20 protein-coding genes are annotated in these 21,568 nt (G+C 63.7%); 15 read left to right on the top strand and 5 right to left on the bottom strand.

All coding sequences use genetic code 11. The features are described 5' to 3' along the window. Positions 1–276: 276 nt before the first annotated feature. The 3 genes from GTK01_RS02945 (at position 277) to GTK01_RS02955 (ending at position 2,485) form a co-directional block, all read left to right on the top strand. The gene (locus GTK01_RS02945; RefSeq protein ID WP_252924333.1) at positions 277–891 is read left to right on the top strand and encodes a PAS domain-containing protein; all 615 of its coding nucleotides are present in this window, start codon (positions 277–279) and stop codon (positions 889–891) included. Positions 892–1,040: 149 nt separating this feature from the next. Beyond that, positions 1,041–1,652, top strand: coding sequence for a PilZ domain-containing protein (locus GTK01_RS02950; RefSeq protein WP_252924334.1), 612 nt, complete (start codon positions 1,041–1,043; stop codon positions 1,650–1,652). 221 nt (positions 1,653–1,873) lie between these two features. Then, complete coding sequence (locus GTK01_RS02955; RefSeq protein ID WP_252924335.1) at positions 1,874–2,485, top strand: transglutaminase-like cysteine peptidase; 612 nt, start codon at positions 1,874–1,876, stop codon at positions 2,483–2,485. A gap of 82 nt (positions 2,486–2,567) precedes the next feature. Here the strand turns inward: GTK01_RS02955 and GTK01_RS02960 are convergent, their stop codons facing one another. Next, on the bottom strand, positions 2,568–3,092 hold the full coding sequence (locus tag GTK01_RS02960) for a gamma carbonic anhydrase family protein (RefSeq protein WP_252924336.1): 525 nt from the start codon (positions 3,090–3,092) through the stop codon (positions 2,568–2,570). Positions 3,093–3,189: 97 nt separating this feature from the next. On the opposite strand from GTK01_RS02960, the gene GTK01_RS02965 reads away from it, so the two are divergent. Next, positions 3,190–3,921: a hypothetical protein gene (locus GTK01_RS02965; RefSeq protein WP_252924337.1), complete on the top strand. Its 732-nt coding sequence runs from the start codon at positions 3,190–3,192 to the stop codon at positions 3,919–3,921. On the opposite strand, the gene GTK01_RS02970 is transcribed toward GTK01_RS02965, so the two are convergent. Further along, positions 3,922–4,131: a DUF3126 family protein gene (locus GTK01_RS02970; RefSeq protein ID WP_252924338.1), complete on the bottom strand. Its 210-nt coding sequence runs from the start codon at positions 4,129–4,131 to the stop codon at positions 3,922–3,924. 95 nt (positions 4,132–4,226) lie between these two features. Next, positions 4,227–5,057 (bottom strand): serine O-acetyltransferase, encoded by an 831-nt coding sequence (gene cysE / locus GTK01_RS02975; RefSeq protein ID WP_252924339.1) that lies wholly within the window; start codon positions 5,055–5,057, stop codon positions 4,227–4,229. A gap of 100 nt (positions 5,058–5,157) precedes the next feature. On the opposite strand from cysE, the gene GTK01_RS02980 reads away from it, so the two are divergent. Next, on the top strand, positions 5,158–5,958 hold the full coding sequence (locus GTK01_RS02980) for an enoyl-CoA hydratase/isomerase family protein (protein WP_252924340.1): 801 nt from the start codon (positions 5,158–5,160) through the stop codon (positions 5,956–5,958). A gap of 113 nt (positions 5,959–6,071) precedes the next feature. After that, complete coding sequence (locus GTK01_RS02985; protein ID WP_252924341.1) at positions 6,072–8,126, top strand: EAL domain-containing protein; 2,055 nt, start codon at positions 6,072–6,074, stop codon at positions 8,124–8,126. A gap of 22 nt (positions 8,127–8,148) precedes the next feature. Here GTK01_RS02985 and GTK01_RS02990 read toward each other — a convergent pair whose 3' ends face one another. Continuing rightward, positions 8,149–8,964, bottom strand: coding sequence for an IclR family transcriptional regulator (locus GTK01_RS02990; RefSeq protein ID WP_252924342.1), 816 nt, complete (start codon positions 8,962–8,964; stop codon positions 8,149–8,151). A 119-nt stretch (positions 8,965–9,083) separates the two neighbouring features. Between GTK01_RS02990 and GTK01_RS02995 the strand changes: the two genes are divergently transcribed. The 7 genes from GTK01_RS02995 (at position 9,084) to GTK01_RS03025 (ending at position 18,353) form a co-directional block, all read left to right on the top strand. Continuing rightward, positions 9,084–10,610 carry a M81 family metallopeptidase gene (locus tag GTK01_RS02995; protein WP_252924343.1) on the top strand — a complete coding sequence of 509 codons (1,527 nt, stop codon included), beginning with the start codon at positions 9,084–9,086 and terminating at the stop codon, positions 10,608–10,610. Between the two features lie 74 nt (positions 10,611–10,684). Next, positions 10,685–12,307: an ABC transporter substrate-binding protein gene (locus GTK01_RS03000; RefSeq protein ID WP_371924252.1), complete on the top strand. Its 1,623-nt coding sequence runs from the start codon at positions 10,685–10,687 to the stop codon at positions 12,305–12,307. A gap of 79 nt (positions 12,308–12,386) precedes the next feature. Next, positions 12,387–13,328 (top strand): ABC transporter permease, encoded by a 942-nt coding sequence (locus GTK01_RS03005; protein ID WP_252924344.1) that lies wholly within the window; start codon positions 12,387–12,389, stop codon positions 13,326–13,328. After that, positions 13,328–14,212, top strand: a complete 885-nt coding sequence (locus GTK01_RS03010) for an ABC transporter permease (RefSeq protein ID WP_371924253.1) — start codon at positions 13,328–13,330, stop codon at positions 14,210–14,212. Before GTK01_RS03005 ends, GTK01_RS03010 begins: the two co-directional genes overlap by 1 nt. Positions 14,213–14,215: 3 nt before the next feature. Continuing rightward, a complete protein-coding gene (locus GTK01_RS03015) occupies positions 14,216–15,889 on the top strand; it encodes an ABC transporter ATP-binding protein (RefSeq protein ID WP_252924345.1) in 1,674 nt (557 codons plus the stop codon). 30 nt (positions 15,890–15,919) lie between these two features. Next, the gene (locus tag GTK01_RS03020) at positions 15,920–17,080 is read left to right on the top strand and encodes a M20 aminoacylase family protein (protein WP_252924346.1); all 1,161 of its coding nucleotides are present in this window, start codon (positions 15,920–15,922) and stop codon (positions 17,078–17,080) included. Between the two features lie 142 nt (positions 17,081–17,222). Next, positions 17,223–18,353: a M20/M25/M40 family metallo-hydrolase gene (locus tag GTK01_RS03025; RefSeq protein WP_252924347.1), complete on the top strand. Its 1,131-nt coding sequence runs from the start codon at positions 17,223–17,225 to the stop codon at positions 18,351–18,353. 43 nt (positions 18,354–18,396) lie between these two features. Here GTK01_RS03025 and GTK01_RS03030 read toward each other — a convergent pair whose 3' ends face one another. After that, positions 18,397–19,323: a LysR family transcriptional regulator gene (locus tag GTK01_RS03030; protein ID WP_252924348.1), complete on the bottom strand. Its 927-nt coding sequence runs from the start codon at positions 19,321–19,323 to the stop codon at positions 18,397–18,399. A 107-nt stretch (positions 19,324–19,430) separates the two neighbouring features. On the opposite strand from GTK01_RS03030, the gene GTK01_RS03035 reads away from it, so the two are divergent. Further along, positions 19,431–20,618 (top strand): CaiB/BaiF CoA transferase family protein, encoded by a 1,188-nt coding sequence (locus tag GTK01_RS03035; protein WP_371924254.1) that lies wholly within the window; start codon positions 19,431–19,433, stop codon positions 20,616–20,618. Further along, positions 20,615–21,562, top strand: coding sequence for a hydroxymethylglutaryl-CoA lyase (locus GTK01_RS03040; RefSeq protein ID WP_252924350.1), 948 nt, complete (start codon positions 20,615–20,617; stop codon positions 21,560–21,562). Before GTK01_RS03035 ends, GTK01_RS03040 begins: the two co-directional genes overlap by 4 nt. The last annotated feature ends 6 nt before the right edge of the window (positions 21,563–21,568 follow it).

Consider the following 21,568-nt stretch of genomic DNA (forward strand, 5'->3'; position numbering starts at 1 on the left):
CGCTCGAAGCGATGCTTCGAACGGCCAATCGAGCCCCCTGCTCCCGCTGCGCGACCTGAGTTGCGCCGAGGTATTTGCTTCCCGTAGCCAAAAGCTCTCACGGCCTTGAGCTGCTGGCAACGTCAATCTTTCATTAACCTTAACGGCCCTCAGAAGCGTTAAGAACTCCTAACGGGGCTGGCACGCCCCCTGTATCCTTGGCCATGTGATGACCATCTGGCGATCCGATTCGTCTCGTTTCGGGACGGATCGGCAAGAAACTGGGAGCAGGCACTGATGAAAAAGGAGGGCACGATCGCGATGTTCCGATACTGGGACATGCTACGCGCCGGCCGCCCTTCCCCGTTTCGCACGCAGATCGACCCGACGGCGATCAAGGGGCGCCTGCCCGACACCTTCATTCTGGAATTCGACGACTCGAACGAACTGCGCTTCCGCCTCGCCGGCACGAATATATGCGCTGTCTTCGGACGCGAGTTGCGGCATCTTCCCTTCGCACAGATCTGGCGCGAGGAAGACCAGGAGGCCGTTGGCGCGCTCGCCAGGGCGACCTTGCTGCAGGAGGCCGTGGTGCTCGCCGAAGCGCGCGGAACCAGCCGCCAGGGGCGCCGGGCGACTTTCGAGGTCCTTCTTCTGCCGCTCGACGCCGGTCCAGGCCAACCCCGAGCCATCGGCCTTGCAACGCCGGTCGATCGCCCCTTCTGGATGGGCGCGCACGCAATCGAGAACCTGCAACTCGATGAAGCGCGGCTGATCGACACCGACGCCCCTCCGGCGCTCGATATCGGCGCGCAGGCGCCCAGCCTTGCGCCAGAAGACCTCGAACCTGCTGACCGGGAACGCACTCGCCGCGTGCGCCACCTCGTCGTCCTGGACGGCGGACGCAGCTAACGGCGCGGCCGGTTCGAAGGTTGGGGGCCGTGCATCTGTCAACTTGGTGTTCGACCTTTGCAGATTACGCCATGTTAACGACTAAGGCGCTATTTTGACCACCAGTCAGTTGGACACGTCCGACGGAATTGGCGGGGCCTGAGACGAAGATGAGTTCAGCGGCGGTACAGATCGCTCCGACAAGAAGCGAACGTCGCGGTTTCCAGCGCGTGCGTGTGAAGATCTATGGTCGTTTCATGCTTGAGGACCGCTCCGAGTATCCCTGCCAGGTCATCGACATGTCCCCCGGCGACGTCGCTTTGCGCGCCGAGCGTCCCGGCGAGCCCGGCGAACGGGTGATCGCCTATCTCGACCATATCGGCCGCATCGAGGGCGTGGTCACGCGCCTGACCGAAGACGGCTTCGCCATGACCGTCATCGCATCGGAACGCAAGCGTGAGAAGCTCGCTGCCCAGCTCACCTGGCTTGCCAACAAGCACGAGCTCGACCTGCCTGAGGATCGGCGCCACCAGCGTATCGCGCCGCGCAACCCGATCACCGTCCTGCAACTTGGCGACGGCCGGCAATATCAATGCCGCATCGTCGATCTTTCGCTCTCCGGTGCCGCCGTTGAGATCAATGTCCGTCCGGCGCTCGGCGTACAGGTTACGCTCGGGGCCATGCGCGGCCAGGTCGTGCGCCATTTCCAGGACGGCATCGCTATCGAGTTCGCCGCCTTGCAGCAAGAGGAAACGCTGGACGCCGCCTTCTCCGACCGCTGATCGAAAATTCCAGAAACCATCATAAGGGCTGGCCTCGCGCCGGCCCTTTTTGCGTCAAAAGCCGTTCGGATCACATGGTTACTATTGGATGAAGTGAAATTCGACAATTTGAATAAGTATTGATTAGAATATCAATTGCATTTTACTCGAATATACACTTGACTTTTGGTGTGTAATAAATCCGCATCTGTCATTGTCTCTCCAAACGGGGAGACGAGAAGATGGGGACTTCGAAGTATAACAAGATCGCGATCGCGGCGGCAGGATTTTTTGCCCTGCTCGCGACATCCGCCGCGGCGCAGCCCTTCATGCATGTGGGCGGACTGACCACGCAGCCGGTCGGTCATTACGATTTTTGCCAGCGCATGCCCGCGGAGTGCAAGCCGACGGCAGATGCGAGCGCGCCGACGGAACTGACGCGCGAATTGTGGGCCGAGATCATCAACGTCAACAACGTCGTCAACATCGCCGTGCGCCCGCGCACCGACATGGAGTTGTGGGGCATCGAGGAGTACTGGTCCTACCCGGTCAATGGCTATGGCGACTGCGAGGATTACGTCCTGGAAAAGCGCAAGCGCCTGATCGCGCAGGGCGTGCCGGCCTCGAACCTTCTCGTCACCGTCGTGCGCCAGCCCAATGGCGAGGGCCACGCCGTCCTGGTCGTCCATACCTCGATGGGCGACTTTGTCCTCGACAATCTCGAAATGCGCGTCCTGCGCTGGAACGAGACCGAATACAGCTTCCTGAAGCGCCAGTCGTCGCAGCACGCCGGAATGTGGGTCGGCATCAATGACGACCGCGACATCCTGGTCGGCAGCGTTTCTGCCAACTGAGCAAATAGCCCGGTCGAGCCCCCACTCCCCGTCCGTTCGGCCAGGCTGGAGCCGGTTCTTCCCCGAGAACCGGCTCCAACTTTCAGTCGGCGCGCTTCATGCCTTTTGTGAATCGCTTGCCGTTGGCGACATAGCTCGCGGCCGAGGCGCGCAGCGCATCCTCGTTGGACAGCGTCCGGATTGCCTTGGCGGGCGAACCGACGATCAGCGAGTTGTCGGGAAATTCCTTGCCCTCGGTGACCAGAGCGCCGGCGCCGACCAGTGAATTCTTCCCGATCTTCGCGCCGTTGAGGATGATCGCGCCCATTCCCACGAGTGTATTGTCGCCGATCGTGCAGCCATGCAGGATCGCCCGATGGCCGATGGTGCAGCCCTTGCCAACGGTGAGCGGATAGCCCGGATCGGTGTGCATCATCGTGTGCTCCTGCACATTGGAGCCCTTCCCGACCTCGATGCGCTCGTTGTCGCCGCGCAGCACGGCGCCGAACCAAACGCCCACATCCCTGCCAAGCGTGACCTTCCCGATCACATGCGCGTCCGGCGCGATCCAGTTCGTGTCCCGATCCGCGAATTGCGGCCCGATGCCATCGAGTTCATAGACCGGCATGCTCTTCCTCCAGGCTGTTGCTTTACGCCGCGTTTACCATGTTCGCGCGAAGATGAAACCGCCGACCCGGCAGGCAACCAGGCCCGAACAGAGCGCGATGACCGACTTCACACGTTTCGACAATGCCACGATCGAGGAAGTCGGCAGCGGCTTCATGATGAAGATCTTCTATGTCTTCATCGCGCTGGCGCTGGTCTCGGTCGGCATCAGCTATGCTGGCAAGACCTTCGGCCGTGCGATCGCGCTCGCTGGCCATACCGACGATACGACGATCCAGGGCGTCGTGATCGATAGTGAGATGATCGCTGTCCCCGCCAACATGATCCGCTTCGCGAAGGACCGCCGTTCGGGCGAAGCCAACCGGCTCGATCTCTACCTGTCCTGGCCACGGCTCCAAGGCTATTCGCAGGACGAGCGCGCGCTCTTCAACCATGCCGGTGCCGACAATCGCATCATCTTCGCCAGCTTCGAGCCGCGCTCGATGCCGCGCGACATGTCGAACCGTCTGACGCCGATCTATCGGCTGCTGATCGAAGAACCGGGAGAAATGGTGGAAGCCGGGCTCGTTGCCCATCGCTTCATCAAGGCGTCCGGCTATGGCGACGAGATGCTGATCGTCGACCCGACGCGGTTCGTAGCCCCCTTCGTGGCACGTTGCCTGACGGGAGCGGAAGCCGATACCGCGCTGGCGCCTTGCGAGCGCGATATCGATGTCGGCGCCAATCTGTCGCTGCGCTATCGCTTTCCGCGGGCGCTACTTGACGACTGGAAGGCGCTTGATGCCGGCATGCGCGAGTTCGCCGCAAGGGTTCTGCAGCCGGCCGGCTGATCAGGCGAGATCGACGTCCAGAATGGCCATCGAGAAATTGTAGGACAGTTCGCCGTCGTCATCGTCCTTGAAGATGATGCCCAGGAACTCGTCTCCGACATAGAGCTCGCAGGAATCATCCTTGCGCGGGCGCGCCTTCACCTCGAGCTGCGGGTTCTGGAACGTCCGCTTGAAATAGGCGTCGAGCTTTCGGATTTCTTCCGGTTTCAATGGGATTACTCCGGTCCTGGTTGGAAAGAGAGGGGCTTCTGGCATGCACTCGACGGGCATGTAAAGCCAAAAGCGCCCCTTCCAACCCGGCATCGTCAACCCTGCGAAGGCTGCGCTGTCAGGAGCTGGTCCATTGCGCGCGAGGGTTCCTCGCATCCCGCCTCGCCGACGATCCTTGCCGGCACACCGGCCACCGTCTTGTTGTTGGGGACCGATTGCAGCACCACCGAGCCGGCAGCGACCTTGGTGCAATGTCCGATTTCGATATTGCCGAGGATCTTCGCCCCGGCGCCGATGAGGACGCCGTGGCGGATTTTCGGATGCCGGTCGCCGCCCGCTTTACCGGTGCCGCCAAGCGTCACGCCATGCAGCATCGACACGTCGTCCTCCACCACCGCCGTCTCACCCACGACGAGGCCGGTCGCATGATCGAGAAAGATGCCCTTGCCCAACCGTGCGGCCGGGTGGATGTCGGTCTGGAAGATCGCCGATGATCGGCTCTGCAGGTAGAGCGCGAAGTCCTTGCGCCCCTGCGTCCACAGCCAATGCGCCAGCCGATGCGTCTGGATCGCGTGGAACCCCTTGAAGTAGAGCACCGGCATCAGGAACCGGTCGCAGGCCGGATCGCGGTCGAAATAGGCCTGGATGTCGACGCGTACGGTGGAACTCCAGTCCGCGTTGTCGCGCAGCATCGCCTTGTAGGTCTGGCGGATGAGGTCAGCGCCGAGATCTTGATGGTGCAGCCGTTCGGAAAGGCGGTGGATCACCGCGTCCTCCAGGCTGTCCTGATTGAGGATCGTCGCGTACAGGAATGCGGAGAGGATGGGATCGCACGCAACCGCGTCGGCAGCTTCCTGGCGCACCGCGCTCCAGATTGGATCGACCGGTTGCACCGGGTGGCTGCGGGCCTTCATCGAAATCGTCATCGGCTTCCCCTGTCATCGGGCTTGGCAGTCACGGAATTCTAGTCCACACACGACGCGGATTGAACTCAGATTTCCTTAACTTGGCTTCAGGTGGCGTAAATTGTTCGAGATTCAAGAAGGTTTGGTAAAGCCGGGCTTTCGTGTCAACCGCGCCGGCCTTGTGGTCTCGCTTCAGATCGAGCGTCCCGACAAGAAAAACGCGCTGACCCAGTCCATGTGGCTGGATCTGGCCGTCCTCTTCGAGGCCCTCGCAGCCGACAAAGACGTCCGCGCCATCGTCCTGTCAGGGACGGGGGGCCATTTCTGCGCCGGCGCCGACATCTCCGAATTCGACACGGTGCGTCGCGGGGAACGGGCCGCCATCTATGAGGATGCCAATTCGCGCGCGTTCCGCGCCGTGCGCGACTGCCCCGTGCCGACGATCGCTGCCATCAATGGCATCTGCTTTGGCGGCGGCTTCGGCCTTGCCGCCGCCTGCGATCTGCGCGTTGCCTCGCCCGATGCGCTGTTCAGCGTTCCTGCCGCCAGGCTCGGCCTTGCCTATCCGGTCGACGCCATGGCCGACATCGTCCATGCGCTCGGGCCGCAGCTTGCCCGCTATATGACCTTCACCGCCGGACGGCTCGACGCGCCGACAGCACAGGCGCTCGGATTCCTGCTTGAAGTGACCGACCTGCCGCCCGCGATCGACCGTGCGCTGGAGATCGCGACGGTGATCGCAACCAACGCACCTCTCTCGGTGCGCGCCTCGAAGGCAGCGATCCGGGCTGTGCTGACCGCCGATCCCCTGGATAACGCGCGGGCCGCCGAACTGGGCGGCGCGACATTCACCAGTGCCGACTATGAAGAAGGTCGGACGGCCTTCAAGGAAAAGCGCAACGCAACCTTCACCGGCCTTTAGTTCAGTATTTGATTACCACACGGCTCTGTGATCGTTCGGCGCCCCGCCAGATACCACACTCGTTAACCAAGCGCGCGTATTGGTGGGGCTTCGACTGCATTGAGGGTGGTGACGTGCTGCAAGTAATCTCGTGTCTTGTCTACGAACATGACTATCGATACGTGCTTCTGGCGGCTGTCATCTGTGTGGCCGGTTCGTTGATGTCCATGCGGCTCTTCGCGCGCACCCGGCGCACCACCGGCGCCCGCCGCGCCAACTGGCTGTTCCTTGCCGGCGTTGTGTCGGGCAGCGCCATCTGGACCACCCATTTTGTGGCCATGATGGGCTACATGCCGGCACTTCAGCACGCCTACGATCCGGCGATCACGTTGATCTCGCTCTTCCTCGCGATCGGCTTTTGCACCATCGGCATGGTCGTCGCCGCCAGCACGCGCACCAGCGTGCTGATCGAGTTCGGTGGAGCGATCCTTGGCGTTGGCATTGCCGTGATGCACTATGCCGGCATGAGCGCCATGCGCGTAACCGCGCAGATGGCATGGGATCCCACTCTGGTCGCAATCTCGGTCGCGCTCGGCGCGTTCTTCGGCGCGGTCGCGATGAACCGCATCGCACGGCCCGTCACGCGCTTTTGCCGCTATGGCGGCGCGCTGGCGCTTATCCTCGCCATCGTCTCCATGCACTTCACCGGCATGGGCGCGCTAACGCTGATGCCGGACTTGTCCATCTCCGTGCCGGATAAGGGCATCTCCGACAGCCTGCTTATCCTCGGCGTTCTCGCTGTCATGTCGCTCGTCATGGGCACGGGCCTGTCGAGCTACTTGATCGACAACCACAACGAGGTCGAAGCTGTCCAGCGCTACCGACAGCTCGCGCTGCACGACGCCGTCACCGGCCTGCCGAACCGTCACCACCTCGCAAGCAAGCTGGGTGAGATCATCGGCGGCGACTACGACGACACCTCGCGCATCGCGGTGATCGCCATCGATCTCGACCGCTTCAAGGACATCAACGACGTCCACGGCCATGCAGCCGGCGACATCGTCCTGAAGATCATTGCCGAGCGCCTTTCAGCCTGCCTCCAGGATGGCGAGTTTCTGGCCCGCGTCGGCGGCGACGAGTTCGTCGCGGTCAAGACCGGGCTCTATCAAAAGAGCCAGGCGCTCGAATTCGCTGCCCGGCTCCATGCAGTGGTCTGCAGCCCGGTCGAGGACGCGGCTCGCGTTCTGACTGTCGGCGCCAGCCTCGGCGTCGCCTATTACCCGGACGATGCGTCGGACGCGTCGACGCTCCTGAGCCGCGCCGACCTCGCCATGTACCGGGCCAAGCAGTCGGCCTTCACCAGCATATGCCGTTACGATTCGTCGATGGACGAGGCCAACCGCACGCGCTCCGCCATGTCGCTCGAGCTGCGACATGCCGTGGAGCGCAACGAACTCGAACTATACTACCAGCCGCAGAACGACGTCGCTTCGGGCGACCTGGTCGGCTTTGAAGCGCTGGTGCGTTGGAACCACCCCCAGCGCGGACTGGTCTCGCCGGTCGACTTTATTCCGCTTGCCGAGGAAACCGGGCTGATCCTGCCCATCGGCGAATGGGTTCTGCGTGAAGCCTGTACTCAGGCCGCGCGCTGGTCGAATCCCTACAAGATCGCGGTCAATGTCGCGTCGGCGCAAATCTCGCAGTCGGACCTTCCCCGACTGGTGGACGAGATCCTCGCCGAAACCGGCCTGCCCGCCTCGCGTCTTGAACTCGAAATCACCGAGTCGAGCATCATCGAGGATCACCAGCATGCCCTCTCAGTCGTCCGCAAGCTGAAGTCACGCGGCATCAGCATTGCGATGGACGACTACGGAACCGGCTATTCCTCGCTGTCGACGCTCCAGAACTTCCCCTTCGACAAGATCAAGATCGACCGCTCCTTCATCGCCAGTATCGACACGAGCGCGCAGGCGATGGCGATCGTTCGCTCGACCATCATCCTGGCTGAAAGCCTGCACATTCCGGTTCTTGCCGAAGGCGTCGAAAGCGCGTCGCACCTCAAGTTCCTGCGCGATCAGGGCTGTCACGAAGCACAGGGCTATTTCTTCGGCAAGCCCGTTCCGATAGCCAACATCCAGTCGCTCGTCGACTTGAAGGTCATCGACATGCCAATGTTGAAAACAGCCTGAGACGATTCAACTTTTCAGCCGATTATCGTAACCGGTTGATCGCATTGGCGGCTTCGACCGCCAAGGGGGCGAAGCGCGTGCGAAACGCATCCGGCGTCCATTCGCTGAGCGACCCGGCGACATGGATCGCGCCGAGGGGCTTGCCGCCCTGCCCCAGTACGGCAACGCCCAGTGCGACCTCACCCACCAGCACTTCCTCCACCGTCAGCGCATAGCCGTTCAGGCGCGCTTCGCGCACCATGGCCCGCACCTCGTCCGGCACGGTGATGGTTTTGTCCGTGAACGGGCGCCGATCCGAACGCGCGATGATATCGTCCACCTGCGTATCGGAAAGGTGCGCCATGATCGCCCGCCCCCCGGAGGTGCAGAAGGTCGGCACCGAATGGCCGACCAGCGTGGCGAAGAAGGTCTCGCGTTTGCTCTGCATCCGCGCGGCATAGACCACGCGCAGGTCGTCGAAGAGACTGAGGTCGATGCGCTCGCGCGCGTTCTTGCGCAGATCGAGCAGAACCGGCGTCGCCCGCTCGATCAATTTGTTCAGCCTCAGATAATCGACCGTGTGATCGAGCACGCGGATTCCCGGCACGAAACCCCGGCCCGTCTCGTCTCGCTCGACATAGCCAAGGGCCCGCAAGGTGTGGAGAACGCGTTGCGCGGCACTGCGCCCTGTCCCGCTCGCCTCGGCGATTTCGGTCAGGCTGAGAGGCTGCTCGGCCTTGTGGAAAACCGAAAGAACGTGCATCGCGCGGGCGATCGACTGGACGAAGAGGGGGTCGTCCTTCTGGCTCTGGTCAAGAACCCGCGCGCCGTCTTCTCCACTGCTGATGCTGCGGTTCATGTCCGCCCCCCTGAATGGCTGTTGACGGCAGGTCTTACCACCTCTACCGTTGAATTGCGATATCTCTATATCGCTAGCCGATACAGAATGTCGTCGACACTCCAGCCCTGGGAATCGAAATGTCGAAGCGTGTTGCGATCGCCGGGTTTCTGCACGAAACGAATACCTTTGCGCCATCCCCCGCCCGCTATGACAATTTCGAACAGGGCGGCGGCTACTTGCCGATCAGTCGGGGGGTGGAAATCCTGGAGCGTTGCGGGGGCGTAAATCTCGGCATCAGCGGTTTTGTCGAATACGCTGCCAAGGCCGGCTGGGAACTCGTCCCGCTTCTATGGACCGGCGCCATCCCTTCCGCCCATGTCGAAGAAGAAGCCTATGAGCGCATTGCCGGCGAGATCGCCGATCGCCTGCGCGCGGCCGGGCCCATCGACGGGCTCCTGCTGGACCTTCACGGCGCGATGGTTGCCGAGCACGTCGATGACGGTGAAGGCGAACTCCTGAAGCGCCTGCGCGCGATCGTCGGCCCGCAAGTCCCGATAGCGGCCAGCCTCGATCTCCACGGAAATGTCACGCGCGACATGGTCGACGCGGCGGACGTGCTCGTCGCCTTCCGCACCTATCCGCATGTCGACATGGCCGAAACGGGCGTGCGCGCTGCAGAGCAGTTGGACCGGTTGATGGTTCGCGGCAAGCCCTTTGCCAAGGCCTTCCGCCAACTGCCGTTCCTGATCCCGATCCCGTGGCAATGCACCATGATCGAACCGGCGAAGTCGCTCTACGCGGAAGTTAGCCGGACCGAGGGCAGCAAAGTGTCGAGCGCCTCGATCCTGACCGGCTTTCCCGCCGCCGACTTCGAGGATTGCCGGCCATCGGTCATTGCCTACGCCGACACGCAGGACGAAGCGGATGCCGCCGCGAACGCCCTTGAGCGCGCCTTCCTGGAGCGCGAAAGCCGCTTCGCGGGCAAGGCCTACGCGCCGCTCGAAGCCGTCGCTGAGGCGCAGCGCATTGCCACCTCTGCCAGCAAGCCCGTCATCATCGCCGATACGCAGGACAATCCCGGCGCGGGCGGCGATTCGAACACGACCGGCATGTTGCGCGCGCTTCTTGAGAAAGGCGTTGAACGCGCGGCCATCGGCGTCATCGTCGATCCGGTCTCGGCCGCCCGAGCGCACGAAGCAGGCGAAGGCGCCGAAATCGAGTTGACGCTGGGCGGCCAGTCAAACGTTCCCGGCGACGCGCCGCTGAAGGCGATTTACCGCGTCGAGCGGCTTTCGGACGGCCGCTTCAAGGCGACGGGCCCCTATTATGGCGGCGCCGACATGAACCTTGGCCCGTCCGCCTGCCTCTCCATTGGCGGCGTGCGGATCGTTGTCTCGACCTACAAGGCGCAGATGGCCGACCGCGAGATGTATCGCTTCGTCGGCATCGACCCGGAAGATCAGGCGATCCTCGTCAACAAGAGCTCGGTCCATTTTCGCGCGGATTTCGAGCCGATCGCGCAAGCCATTCTGGTGGCCACGGCACCCGGGCCGATGGCGCTTGACGCCGCCGACCTGCCCTTCACGCGCCTGGCGCCGGGCCTCAGGCTCTCGCCGGGCGGTCCCGCCTTCCAACCTGCGGAGGCTGCCCGCCGCGCAGGCTGACAAGACTTTCCGACAAGCCGGCGGTAAGACCGGTGCATTTTGACATTGGCGAAATCAATCGAAGAGGGTTACCGATGACATTCCATTCAAACGGCTTTTCTGCCCTGGCCAACAAGGGACGATCCATAATGCTGGCGGCCGCGCTGGCCGCCTCAACGGCGATCGTGCCGGCAGGAGCTGCGCTCGCGCAGGATGCCGAGACGATCACGGCCGTCATGCATTCGGGTCTGCGCGTCCTCGACCCGATCATCACCACCGCGCACATCACCCGCAACCACGGCTACATGATCTATGACGTGTTGATCGCGGTGAACGAGAACTTCGAGGTTCAGCCGCAGATGGCCGATTACGAGGTTTCCGAGGACGGCCTCACCTACACCTTCACCCTGCGCGACGGCTTGATGTTCCATGATGGCGAACCGGTGACGGCCGCCGATGCCGTCGCCTCGCTGAAGCGCTGGGGCGAGCGCGATTCCGGTGGTCAGCTGATCTTCGACGTGACCGAAAGCCTGGAAGCGACCGACGACAAGACGATCACCTGGTCGCTGAGCGAGCCGTTCGCGCCACTGCTCGACATTGTCGCCAAGCAGTCAGCCGTTCCCCCCTTCATCATGCCTGCGCGCGTGGCCGAGACGTCGGCGGACGAGGCGATCACCGACTATACCGGCTCCGGCCCCTTCACCTTCGTCGAGGAGGAATTCGAGCCGGGCGTGTCGGTCACCTACGAGAAATTCGCCGATTACGTACCGCGCGAGGAGCCTGCGAACTGGATGGCGGGCGGCAAGGTCGTCAATGTCGACCGCGTGGTCTGGATGACGATGCCTGACGCACAGACCGCCATCAACGCGCTCGTCTCCGGCGAGATCGACTATCTCGAACAGACACAGATCGACCTTCTGCCGATCCTGGAGGCAAGCCCCGATGTGGTGGTCGAGGTGCGCGATCCGCTCGGCTACCAGACCATGGGCCGGATGAACTTCAAGCATCCCCCTTTCGATGACGAGAAGATCCGCCAGGCTGCGCTGATGGCGATGGGACAGGAATCGGTTCTGGCGACGCTGATCGGCAATCCGGAATATTACTCGATTTGCGGCGCCATCTTCGGCTGCGGCACGCCGCTCGCATCGGAAACCGGCAGCGAGACCTTGAAGGCTGGCGGTGATCCCGAAGCCGCCCGCGCGCTTCTGGAGGAAGCCGGCTACGACAACACGCCGGTCGTCCTGATGCAGCCGACCGACGTGACGACGCTGACCGCACAGCCGGTCGTGGCCGCCCAGCAGCTTCGCGAAGCCGGCTTCAACGTCGACATGCAAGCCATGGACTGGCAGACGCTGGTCACCCGCCGCGCCAGCCAGGCGGCGCCGGCAGATGGCGGCTGGAACATCTTCTTCACAAACTGGATGGTTCCGGAAATCTCCTCGCCGCTGATCAATCCCATGGTCAACGGGCGCGGCGACGACGCTTGGTTCGGCTGGCCGGAGGATCCGGAACTGGAAGCCCTGCGCGACGAGTTCATCGCCGCGAGCGACGCCGAGGCGCGGGCCGAAGTCGCCGAGCGTATCCAGGCGCATGTCATCGAAACGGTGAACTACGTTCCGCTCGGGCAGTATCTGACCGTTCAGGCACGTCGCGCCAACATCGTCGACATGATCCCGTCGCCGGTGCCGGTCTTCTGGCAGATCGACAAGTCGGAGTAGCGGCTTTCAGCCGTCTGGGGCCCCCGGCATCTGATGCCGGGGGCCTTCAAATCCCAGTCTTCCAAGGATCATTGAGCCCATGCTCGGCTATGTCATCCGGCGCATCCTCGCCATCATTCCGGTGATGGTGATCGTCGCGATCTTCGTCTTTCTGCTTCTGCGCCTGACGCCGGGCGACCCCGCCGCGATCATCGCCGGCGATTCCGCCACGCCCGCTCAGCTCGAACGCATTCGCGAGTCGCTCGGACTTGCCGAGCCGCTGCACATCCAGTTCGTCACCTGGGTCGGCCAGCTCGTGCAAGGCAATCTGGGAACCTCGATTATCTCCAACCAGCCGGTCACGCGCCTCATCGGGCAGCGCATATGGCCGACGCTGCAGATCGGGACCTTGACGATCATCCTCTCGGTTCTGATCGCCGTGCCGCTCGGCGTTCTCGCCGCATGGCGGCACCGGACCTGGGTCGACTATGCCGTCATGACCTTCTCGGTTCTGGGCTTTTCCATACCCGTCTTCGTCATCGGCTACCTCTTCATCAAATTTTTCGCGATCGACCTGCGCTGGCTTCCCGTCCAGGGCTACACCTCGCCCTCCGAAAGCGTGCAGGGCTTCCTGTCGCGCGCCGTTCTGCCCTGCCTGACGCTCGCCACCATCTATGTCGCGCTGATCGCCCGAATGACGCGTGCGAGCCTTCTCGAAGTGCTCGGCGAGGATTATGTCCGCACCGCCCGCGCCAAGGGCGTCAAGGAGCACATCGTCCTGTTCCGGCATGCGCTTCGCAACGCTGCCGTGCCGATCTTGACCATCATCGGCACCGGCTTCGCGCTATTGATCTCGGGCGTCGTGGTGACCGAAAGCGTCTTCAACATTCCCGGCATCGGCCGCCTCACCGTCGACGCGATCCTCGCCCGCGACTACCCCGTCATCCAGGCGATGATCCTCCTGACGAGCGCCATCTACGTCTTCGTCAACCTCCTGATCGACCTCTCCTACACGCTCTTCGACCCGAGGATTCGCTACTGATGGCCGCTCAACCGCAACCGACCTCCGCCATGCAGGTCGTGCTTGGCGCGATCCAGCTTCCGCGCAACTGGCGCCTCGGCATCGGACCGATCCTCGCTGCCATCGTCCTCGCCGTGATCGTGCTCGCGACCGTAACCGCGTATCTGTATGTGCCGCACGATCCGATGAGCATGAACGCGCTGGAACGCCTCAAAGGCCCGACCGAGACCTTTTGGCTGGGAACCGACCCCTACGGCCGCGATCTCTTCTCGCGCGTCATGGTCGGCGGTCAGGTCTCGCTGTTGATCGGCATCGGCGCGGCCATCGTCTCGGTCTTCATCGGCTTGATGATCGGCCTCGTCTCGGGCTTCTTCCGCCTGGCGGACGCCATCATCATGCGCATCATGGATGCACTGATGGCGATCCCCTCGATCCTGCTCGCCATAGCGCTGGTGGCGCTCAATGGGCCGAGCATCTGGTCGGTGATCTTCGCCATCACCCTACCCGAGATTCCGCGCGTCGTCCGGCTGGTTCGCTCTGTCGTCCTTTCGGCGCGTGAGGAGCCCTATGTCGAGGCCGCGATCGCGCTCGGCTCCTCCATGCCGAAGATTTTGTGGAAGCACCTGATGCCGAACACGCTCGCGCCGCTCATCGTCCAGGGCACCTATATCTGCGCCTCGGCGATCCTGACGGAAGCGATCCTCTCCTTCCTTGGGGCCGGCGTTTCGACCGAGATTCCCACGTGGGGCAACATCATGGCGGAAGGCCGCCTGTTCTTCCAGATCAAGCCGGAGCTGATCTTCTGGCCCGGCCTCATGCTGTCGCTGTGCATCCTGTCCATCAATCTCCTGGGCGATACCGCGCGCGATCTGCTCGATCCACGCCTCAAGAAGCGGGAGGCGTAACCCATGCTGTTCCGCAATCGCCAGTTCGACGATAAGCCGGTCGCGCTTGAAATTCTCGGCCTTTCCGTCGCCACGACGGGCGACGATTCCGTTCCCATCCTCAACACGATCGACGTCACCATTCGGCAGGGTGAAACCGTCTGCCTCGTCGGCGAGAGCGGATCGGGCAAGTCGGTGACATCGCTCGCGATCATGGGCCTCTTGCCCAAGGGGGCGCTCGAGGTCACAGCCGGCCGCATCGAGCTGGACGGCCAGAACCTTCTCGATCTCGACGCTTCGCAGATGCGCGAATTGCGCGCCCAGCGCATTTCGATGATCTTCCAGGAGCCGATGACCGCGCTCAACCCGGTGATGAAGGTCGGCGCCCAGATCGAGGAAGTGCTCGACAGCCACACCAAGCTGCCCACGCGAGAGAAGAAGCGCCGCGTGATCGACATCATGGAGCAGGTGCACCTGCCCGACGTCGAGCGCATCTACAGCTCCTACCCGCACCAGCTTTCCGGCGGCCAGCGCCAGCGCATCATGATCGCCATGGCGCTGATCCTGGAACCCAAGCTTCTGATCGCCGACGAGCCGACGACCGCGCTCGACGTGACCACACAGAACCAGGTCCTGAAGCTGATCGCAGAGCTGCAGGAGAGCCACGGCACGGCCGTTCTCTTCATCACCCACGACATGGGCGTCGTCGCCGAGATCGCCGACACGGTCTACGTCATGCGCAATGGCGACATCGTCGAGAGCGCCGCGGTCGAAACGCTCCTGCGCGTGCCGCAAAAGGACTATACGCGCCGGCTTCTCGAAGCCGTGCCGAGCCTCGCGCCGCGCGATGCCCGCCCCGAAAGCTGGGCCGATCCGGTGCTGTCGGTCGATGGCCTGACCAAGATCTACAGCACGCGCGGCTTGTTCAAGAAGGGCCGGGAAACACGGGCCGCGCAGGAGGTGAAATTCCGCATTAAGCCGGGCCGCACCCTGGGCATCGTCGGCGAAAGCGGATCGGGCAAGTCGACCGTCGCGCGCTGCGTCATGCGGCTCATCGATCCGACCGAAGGACGCATAAAGGTCGGTCAAACCGACATCGCCATGCTCGGCCGCAGCGAATTGCAACCGCACAGGAAGCACATCCAGATCGTCTTCCAGGACCCGTTCCGCTCGCTCAACCCGCGCTGGACAGTGGGAGACAGCTTGATCGAAGGGCCGCTGAATTTCGGTCAATCGCGCAAGAACGCTCTCGACCACGCCCGGGAGCTGATGGAACTCGTCGGCCTTCCCGCCGACGCGCTCGGCCGCTACCCCCATCAATTCTCAGGCGGCCAGCGCCAGCGCATCGCCATTGCCCGCGCCATCGCCATGCGGCCCGACATTCTCGTCGCCGACGAGGCGGTGTCGGCGCTCGACGTGTCGGTCCAGGCGCAGGTGCTCAAGCTCCTCGACGAATTGCAGGAAAAGCTCGGCATCGCGATCCTCTTCATCACCCACGACCTGCGCGTCGCCGCTCAGATCTGCGACGAGGTCGTCGTCATGCAGCACGGCCGCATCGTCGAGCACGACACCGCCGAAAACGTTCTCTCCCAGCCGCGCCACGAGTATACGCGCGCGCTGATCGAGGCGGCGCCCGGCCGCCACTGGGACTTCGCCAATTTCAGGGAGCTTTCCCTGCGCCCGACCGAGACGGCCTGAGCGCCGCCCCCACGAGACAAGGAGACCGACATGCCGACATTGCCGCGGATTGCCGAATACGCTGACGAACTGACCGCCATGAGGCGCGATTTCCACGCCAATCCCGAGATCGGCTTCGAGGAGACGCGCACGGCCGGCATCGTCGCCGAGAAGCTGAAGTCGTGGGGCATCGAGGTCCACACCGGCCTCGGCAAGACCGGCGTCGTCGGCGTTCTCCAGGGCAAGGGCGGCAGCGAGCGCGCGGTCGGCTTGCGCGCCGATATGGACGCGCTGCCGATGGACGAGGAAACGAACCTCCCCTGGCGCTCGACCGCGCCCGGCAAGTTCCACGGCTGCGGCCATGACGGCCACACGACGATGCTGCTCGGCGCCGCGCGCTACCTTGCCGAAACGCGCGACTTTTCGGGCAAGGCCGTCTTCATCTTCCAGCCGGCCGAGGAAGGCCTTGGCGGCGCGCGCGCCATGCTCGCCGACGGCCTCTTCGAGCAGTTTCCCTGCGACGAGATCTACGGGATGCACAACAACCCGCTCGCCGCTCCGAACAAGGTCGGCGTCAAGCCCGGACCAGCCATGGCCGGTTCCACCTTCTTCGACATCCATGTGAAGGGCGTCGGCAGCCACGGCGCGATGCCGCATCATTCGAAGGACCCGATCGTCGCGGTCACCTCGCTCGTCCAGTCGCTGCAGTCGATCGTCAGCCGCAATGTCCCGGCGGTGAAGCCGGCCGTCCTGTCGGTCACGCAGATCCATTCCGGCTCGGCCTACAATGTCGTGCCCGACAAGGCGGTCATCTGCGGCACGATCCGCTATTTCGACGACAAGGTAAAAGAGCTGATCCACGCCCGCATCCGCGACATGTGCGAGGGCTATTCGAAGATGTTCGGCATCGAGGTCGAACCGGATTTGCGCGAAATCTTCACCGTCCTGATGAACGACGACAAGCTCTCCGAAGCCTATCTGGACGCCGCGTCCGACATCGTCGGCGTCGACAACATCACCCACGAAAACGAACTGGTGATGGGCTCGGAGGATTTTGCCGACATGCTCAAAGCCGTCCCCGGCGCCTACTGCACCATCGGCCATGGCGGCGACGTACCTGTCCATAATCCCGGCTTCGTTTTCGACGACGCGATCCTGCCCGTCGGCGCCAGCGTCATGGCTCGGATCATCGAGAAGCGCCTCCCGCTCTAGTCGTCTGACCCCTGCCGTTTCCCCCGCCGAGGAAGGGAAAGCGCGACGCCGACGACCTCCCTCCCCCTTGTCGCGTGGGGAGGGATGAAGGGTGGGGGTCACTTGAGAGAAAACCGCCGACCAAGACCCCCAAGGTGACCCCATGAACCTCAACGCCCTGCCCTTCGACACCGACACCATGCTGAAGGGCCTCAAGCCCTGGATCGAGTGCGAGAGCCCAACCTTCGATGCGGCCGCCGTCGACCGGATGATGGATCTTGCGAGCTACGATCTGGCCGCTGCCGGCGCCGAGATCGAGCGCATTCCCGGCCGCATGGGGTTTGGCGGCTCGGTCCGCGCTCGCTTCCCGCACAAGGATTTCGGCAAGCCCGGTATCCTGATCTCCGGCCATCTCGACACCGTCCACCCGGTCGGCACACTCCAGAAGCTGCCGTTCCGCCGCGAGGGCAACAAGGCCTATGGTCCCGGCATCCAGGACATGAAGGGCGGCAATTTCGTCGCCGTCGAGGCGATCCGCCAACTGGCGCTCGCCGCCATCGACTGCCCGCTGCCGGTCACCGTCCTGTTCACGCCCGACGAGGAGGTCGGTACGCCTTCGACGCGCGAATTGATCGAGATGGAGGCGCGCAAGAACAAGTACGTGCTCGTGCCCGAACCGGCCCGCCCCGACGGCGGCGCCGTCACCGGCCGCTACGCCATCGCCCGCTTCAACTTGAAGACGGAAGGTCGCCCGAGCCACGCTGGCTGGGCGCTCGGCGAAGGCCGCTCGGCCATCGCGCTGATGGCAAAGAAGCTGCTCCAGGTTGAACAGATGACCACCGACGACTGCACCTTCTCCGTCGGCGTCATCCATGCCGGCCAGTGGGTCAATTGCGTCTCGTCCGAATGCCACGCCGAGGCGTTGTCGATGGCCAAGCGGCAGGACGATCTCGACCGCGGCGTCGAGGCGATGCTCGCCATGTCGAGCGAGGAGAACGACGTTCGCTTCGACGTGACCCGCGGCGTCACCCGTCCCGTGTGGGAGCCGGACGCCGGCACGATGGCGCTCTACGAGATCGGCCGTCAGGTCGCCGCCGACATAGGATTCGACCTGACCCACGGCAGCGCCGGTGGCGGATCGGACGGCAATTTCACCGGAGCACTCGGCATCCCCACGCTCGATTCCATTGGTGTGCGCGGCGCGGGACTGCACACGTTGAACGAGCACATCGAGAGCGACAGCCTCGTCGAGCGCGCGCGTCTGATGGCGGGGCTCCTGATGCGGCTCGAATAGATCCAGCCCACACGCTTCGAGCAAAGGGCATATCTTGGCTCGGCTATTCGACCTTGCGAGCCTGCCATGTTCCGCGATCGACCGCATCGTGCACGAGTTGGATGACCAGCTGCTGCACGGCTTCCAGCGCATAGGAAGATGGACGCTCTGCCATCTGACACAGATGCAGCGTGCGCGACAGTTCCGGCTCGATGATGGGCCGGACCGCGAGAGCGCCTGAATCGATATACTCCTGCAGGAAGAGCCGCGTGCCTATGGCGCAGCCGAGCCCAGCGATCAACGCGCCGCCGATCGCCTGCACCGAGTTCATCTGGAAGCGCGCCTTGCTCTCGAGCTTCTTCAGGAGCGTCGCGTCGTCCACCAGGGCGCGTGCCGAGATGCCCTGGCGCAGAATGATCATCGGCATGTCGAGCGTGTCGTGAAAGGCGATCGGCCGGCCGCTTTCGCCGATGATACTCTCTAGCCCGATCAGGACCATGCTTTCCTCGAGCACCGGAGTGGATTTCAGCCTTATGTCGGCGGGCGGATTGTAGACCAGCGCCATGTCCACGTCGGCGGCAAGAAGATGCAGCAGCGTCGCCCCCGACAGGCTTTCCGACAGGGACAGGTTCAGCTTCGGGTAGTCGGTCAGTATGCGTTGGAGGAGCGGGACGCCGATTGCCTTCACCGCCGAATAGGCCATGCCGATCGTCACGTCGCCCGCGACCTCGCCGCCGGATGCCTTGATATCGCGTTCGGCCGCCTGCATGGCGCGCAGGATTGCCTTGGCGTGGATATAGAGCCGCTCGCCCGCCGCCGTCGGCTCCATGCCACGCGGCTTGCGGTGGAAGAGGCGCTGGCCGAGTTCTGTCTCGAGGTTGGCAAGATGATGGCTCAGCGCCGAAACCGCGACCCGCAGGTCGCCAGCTGCCGTGGTCAGGCTGCGTTTCTCGAAGATCGCCTCGAAATAGCGGAGTTGGCGCGAATCCATGGTTTCTCGAATTCAGAACGATGTCTTAGAAACTTTATAATTTTGCGATTTCCATACCGGCGCTACCTTGCCGCCAAGTCGTCGTCAAGCGACGGGAGGAGATGCAAGTGACGGAACCTTTCAAGCCGCTCGAGGGCATTCGCGTCGTCGAGATGAGCCACATGATCATGGGCCCGTCCTGCGGCATGTTTTTGGGCTTCCTCGGCGCCGAAGTAATCAAGGTCGAGCCGCCGGAGGGTGACAAGACGCGCCATCTGTCCGGCATGGGCCGACCGATGTTCCCGCTCTTCAATCGCGGAAAGAAATCCGTCCAGCTCGACCTCAAGACCGATAGCGGCCAGATCGCGCTCCACAAGCTCCTCGCCTCCGCCGACGTCTTCATCGAAAATTTCCGCGACCAGTCGCTGGCGAAGATGGGCGCCGATGGCGAGACGCTGCGGCGCGAATTTCCGAACCTCATCGTTGCCTCGCACAAGGGCTTTTTGCGCGGCCCCTATCAGGACCGCACCGCGCTCGACGAAGTCGTCCAGATGATGACCGGCCTTGCCTACATGACCGGCCCGTCCGGTCGCCCGCTGCGGGTCGGCTCGTCGGCGAACGACATCATGGGCGGGCTCTTCGGTGCGATGTCTGTGCTGGCTGCGCTTCTGGAGCGCAAGGTCACGGGCAAGGGCAGGAACCTGCGGATCGGCCTCTTCGAGAACTGCCTCCTGCTGGTCGCCCAGCACATGGTCCAGTTCGAACTCGAAGGCCGATCGCCGCCTCCGATGCCGGAGCGCGATTTTTCCTGGCCGATCTACGACATCTTCGACACCGCCGGAGGGGGACAGGTCTTCGTCGGCGCGGTCACAGAGGGCCAGTGGACGGCGCTTTGCCGGCTTCTGGACTTGCATGACCTGATCGATGATCCGGCACTGCAGACGCGCATGGACCAGATCAATGCCCGCGAGCGGACGGTGCCCATCGTCGCCCGGGCGATCGCTGCCCGCGATGCCGACGAACTCCTCAGGCGCTTCGAGGAGATCGGCATACCCTATTCGCCGATCGCCAGGCCGGCGGACATGTATGACGACCCGCATGTGATGCGCCCGGGCGGCCTTGCGACTTCGCGCATGCCGGACGGTTCTACCTTCCGCGCGCCCTCCCTGCCCTTCGAGGTCGACGGCGAGATGCTGACCGGCGGCGGCGACCTGCCGTCTGTCGGACAGGACACCGACGCGGTTCTGGCCGCGATCGGCCTTGACGCTGCGGCGATCGAAGCGGCGCGCGGCAAGGTGAAGGCGCGTGCGGCATGACGAAGCTTCGTGACGTCTATCCCACCGATCGGGTCGTGCTGCGAGAAGTCGGGCTGCGCGATGGCCTGCAACTCGTCAAATCCTTCCCTTCGACTGCGGCCAAGATCGAATGGATCGGGCGCGAACACGCCGCCGGCGTGCGCAACTTCGAGGTCGGGTCGTTCCTGCCCGCCTCGCGCTTTCCGCAATTCGCCGATGTCCACGAAGTGCTGTCCGCCGTAAGGGCGCTGCCGTCCGCCCACGCGGTCGGGCTCGTCCTCAACGACCGCGGTGCGGACGATGCGCTTGCGGCGGAGGTCGATGAGATCATGTGCGTCGTCTCGGCCACCGAGGCGCACTCGCAAGCCAATACGCGCCGCTCGCGCGCCGAGGCGGTTGCCCATGTGAAGCGGCTTTGCGATCTGCGCGATGCCAGCGATCATCGCCCGCTGGTCAATGCGGGCATCGCGATGGCTTTCGGCTGCTCGATCACCGGCGCGGTCGACCCGCAAGAGGTCGTAGACCTCGCCTCGGCGCTCTTCGAGGCAGGCGCCGACGTGGTCGGGCTCGCCGATACGGTTGGCTTTGCAGGACCGAACCAGATTTCTGCGCTCGTCGGACGCACGCAGGCCATCGCCGGCGACCGGGCGGTCGCCATCCATCTGCACGACACGCGCGGCATGGCGATCGCCAACGCATCAGCAGCCGTGGACGCGGGCTGTCGCATACTCGACGGATCTCTCGGCGGGCTCGGCGGCTGCCCCTTCGCGCCGGGCGCGACGGGCAATGTTGTCTTCGAAGATCTCGTCTTTCTGTGCGAAACGAAAGGATTTGCGACGGGCATCGACCTCGAGAAGCTGGTCGCGATCCGCGATATCCTTAGCCGGGAGATGCCCGCAGAACCACTCTACGGCCAGATGGCCCGCGCAGGATTGCCGCGCGTCGCCGAACTGAAGGCCGGCTGAATACCA

The organism is Aliihoeflea sp. 40Bstr573 (assembly GCF_024105655.1).
Lineage (GTDB): Bacteria > Pseudomonadota > Alphaproteobacteria > Rhizobiales > Rhizobiaceae > Aliihoeflea.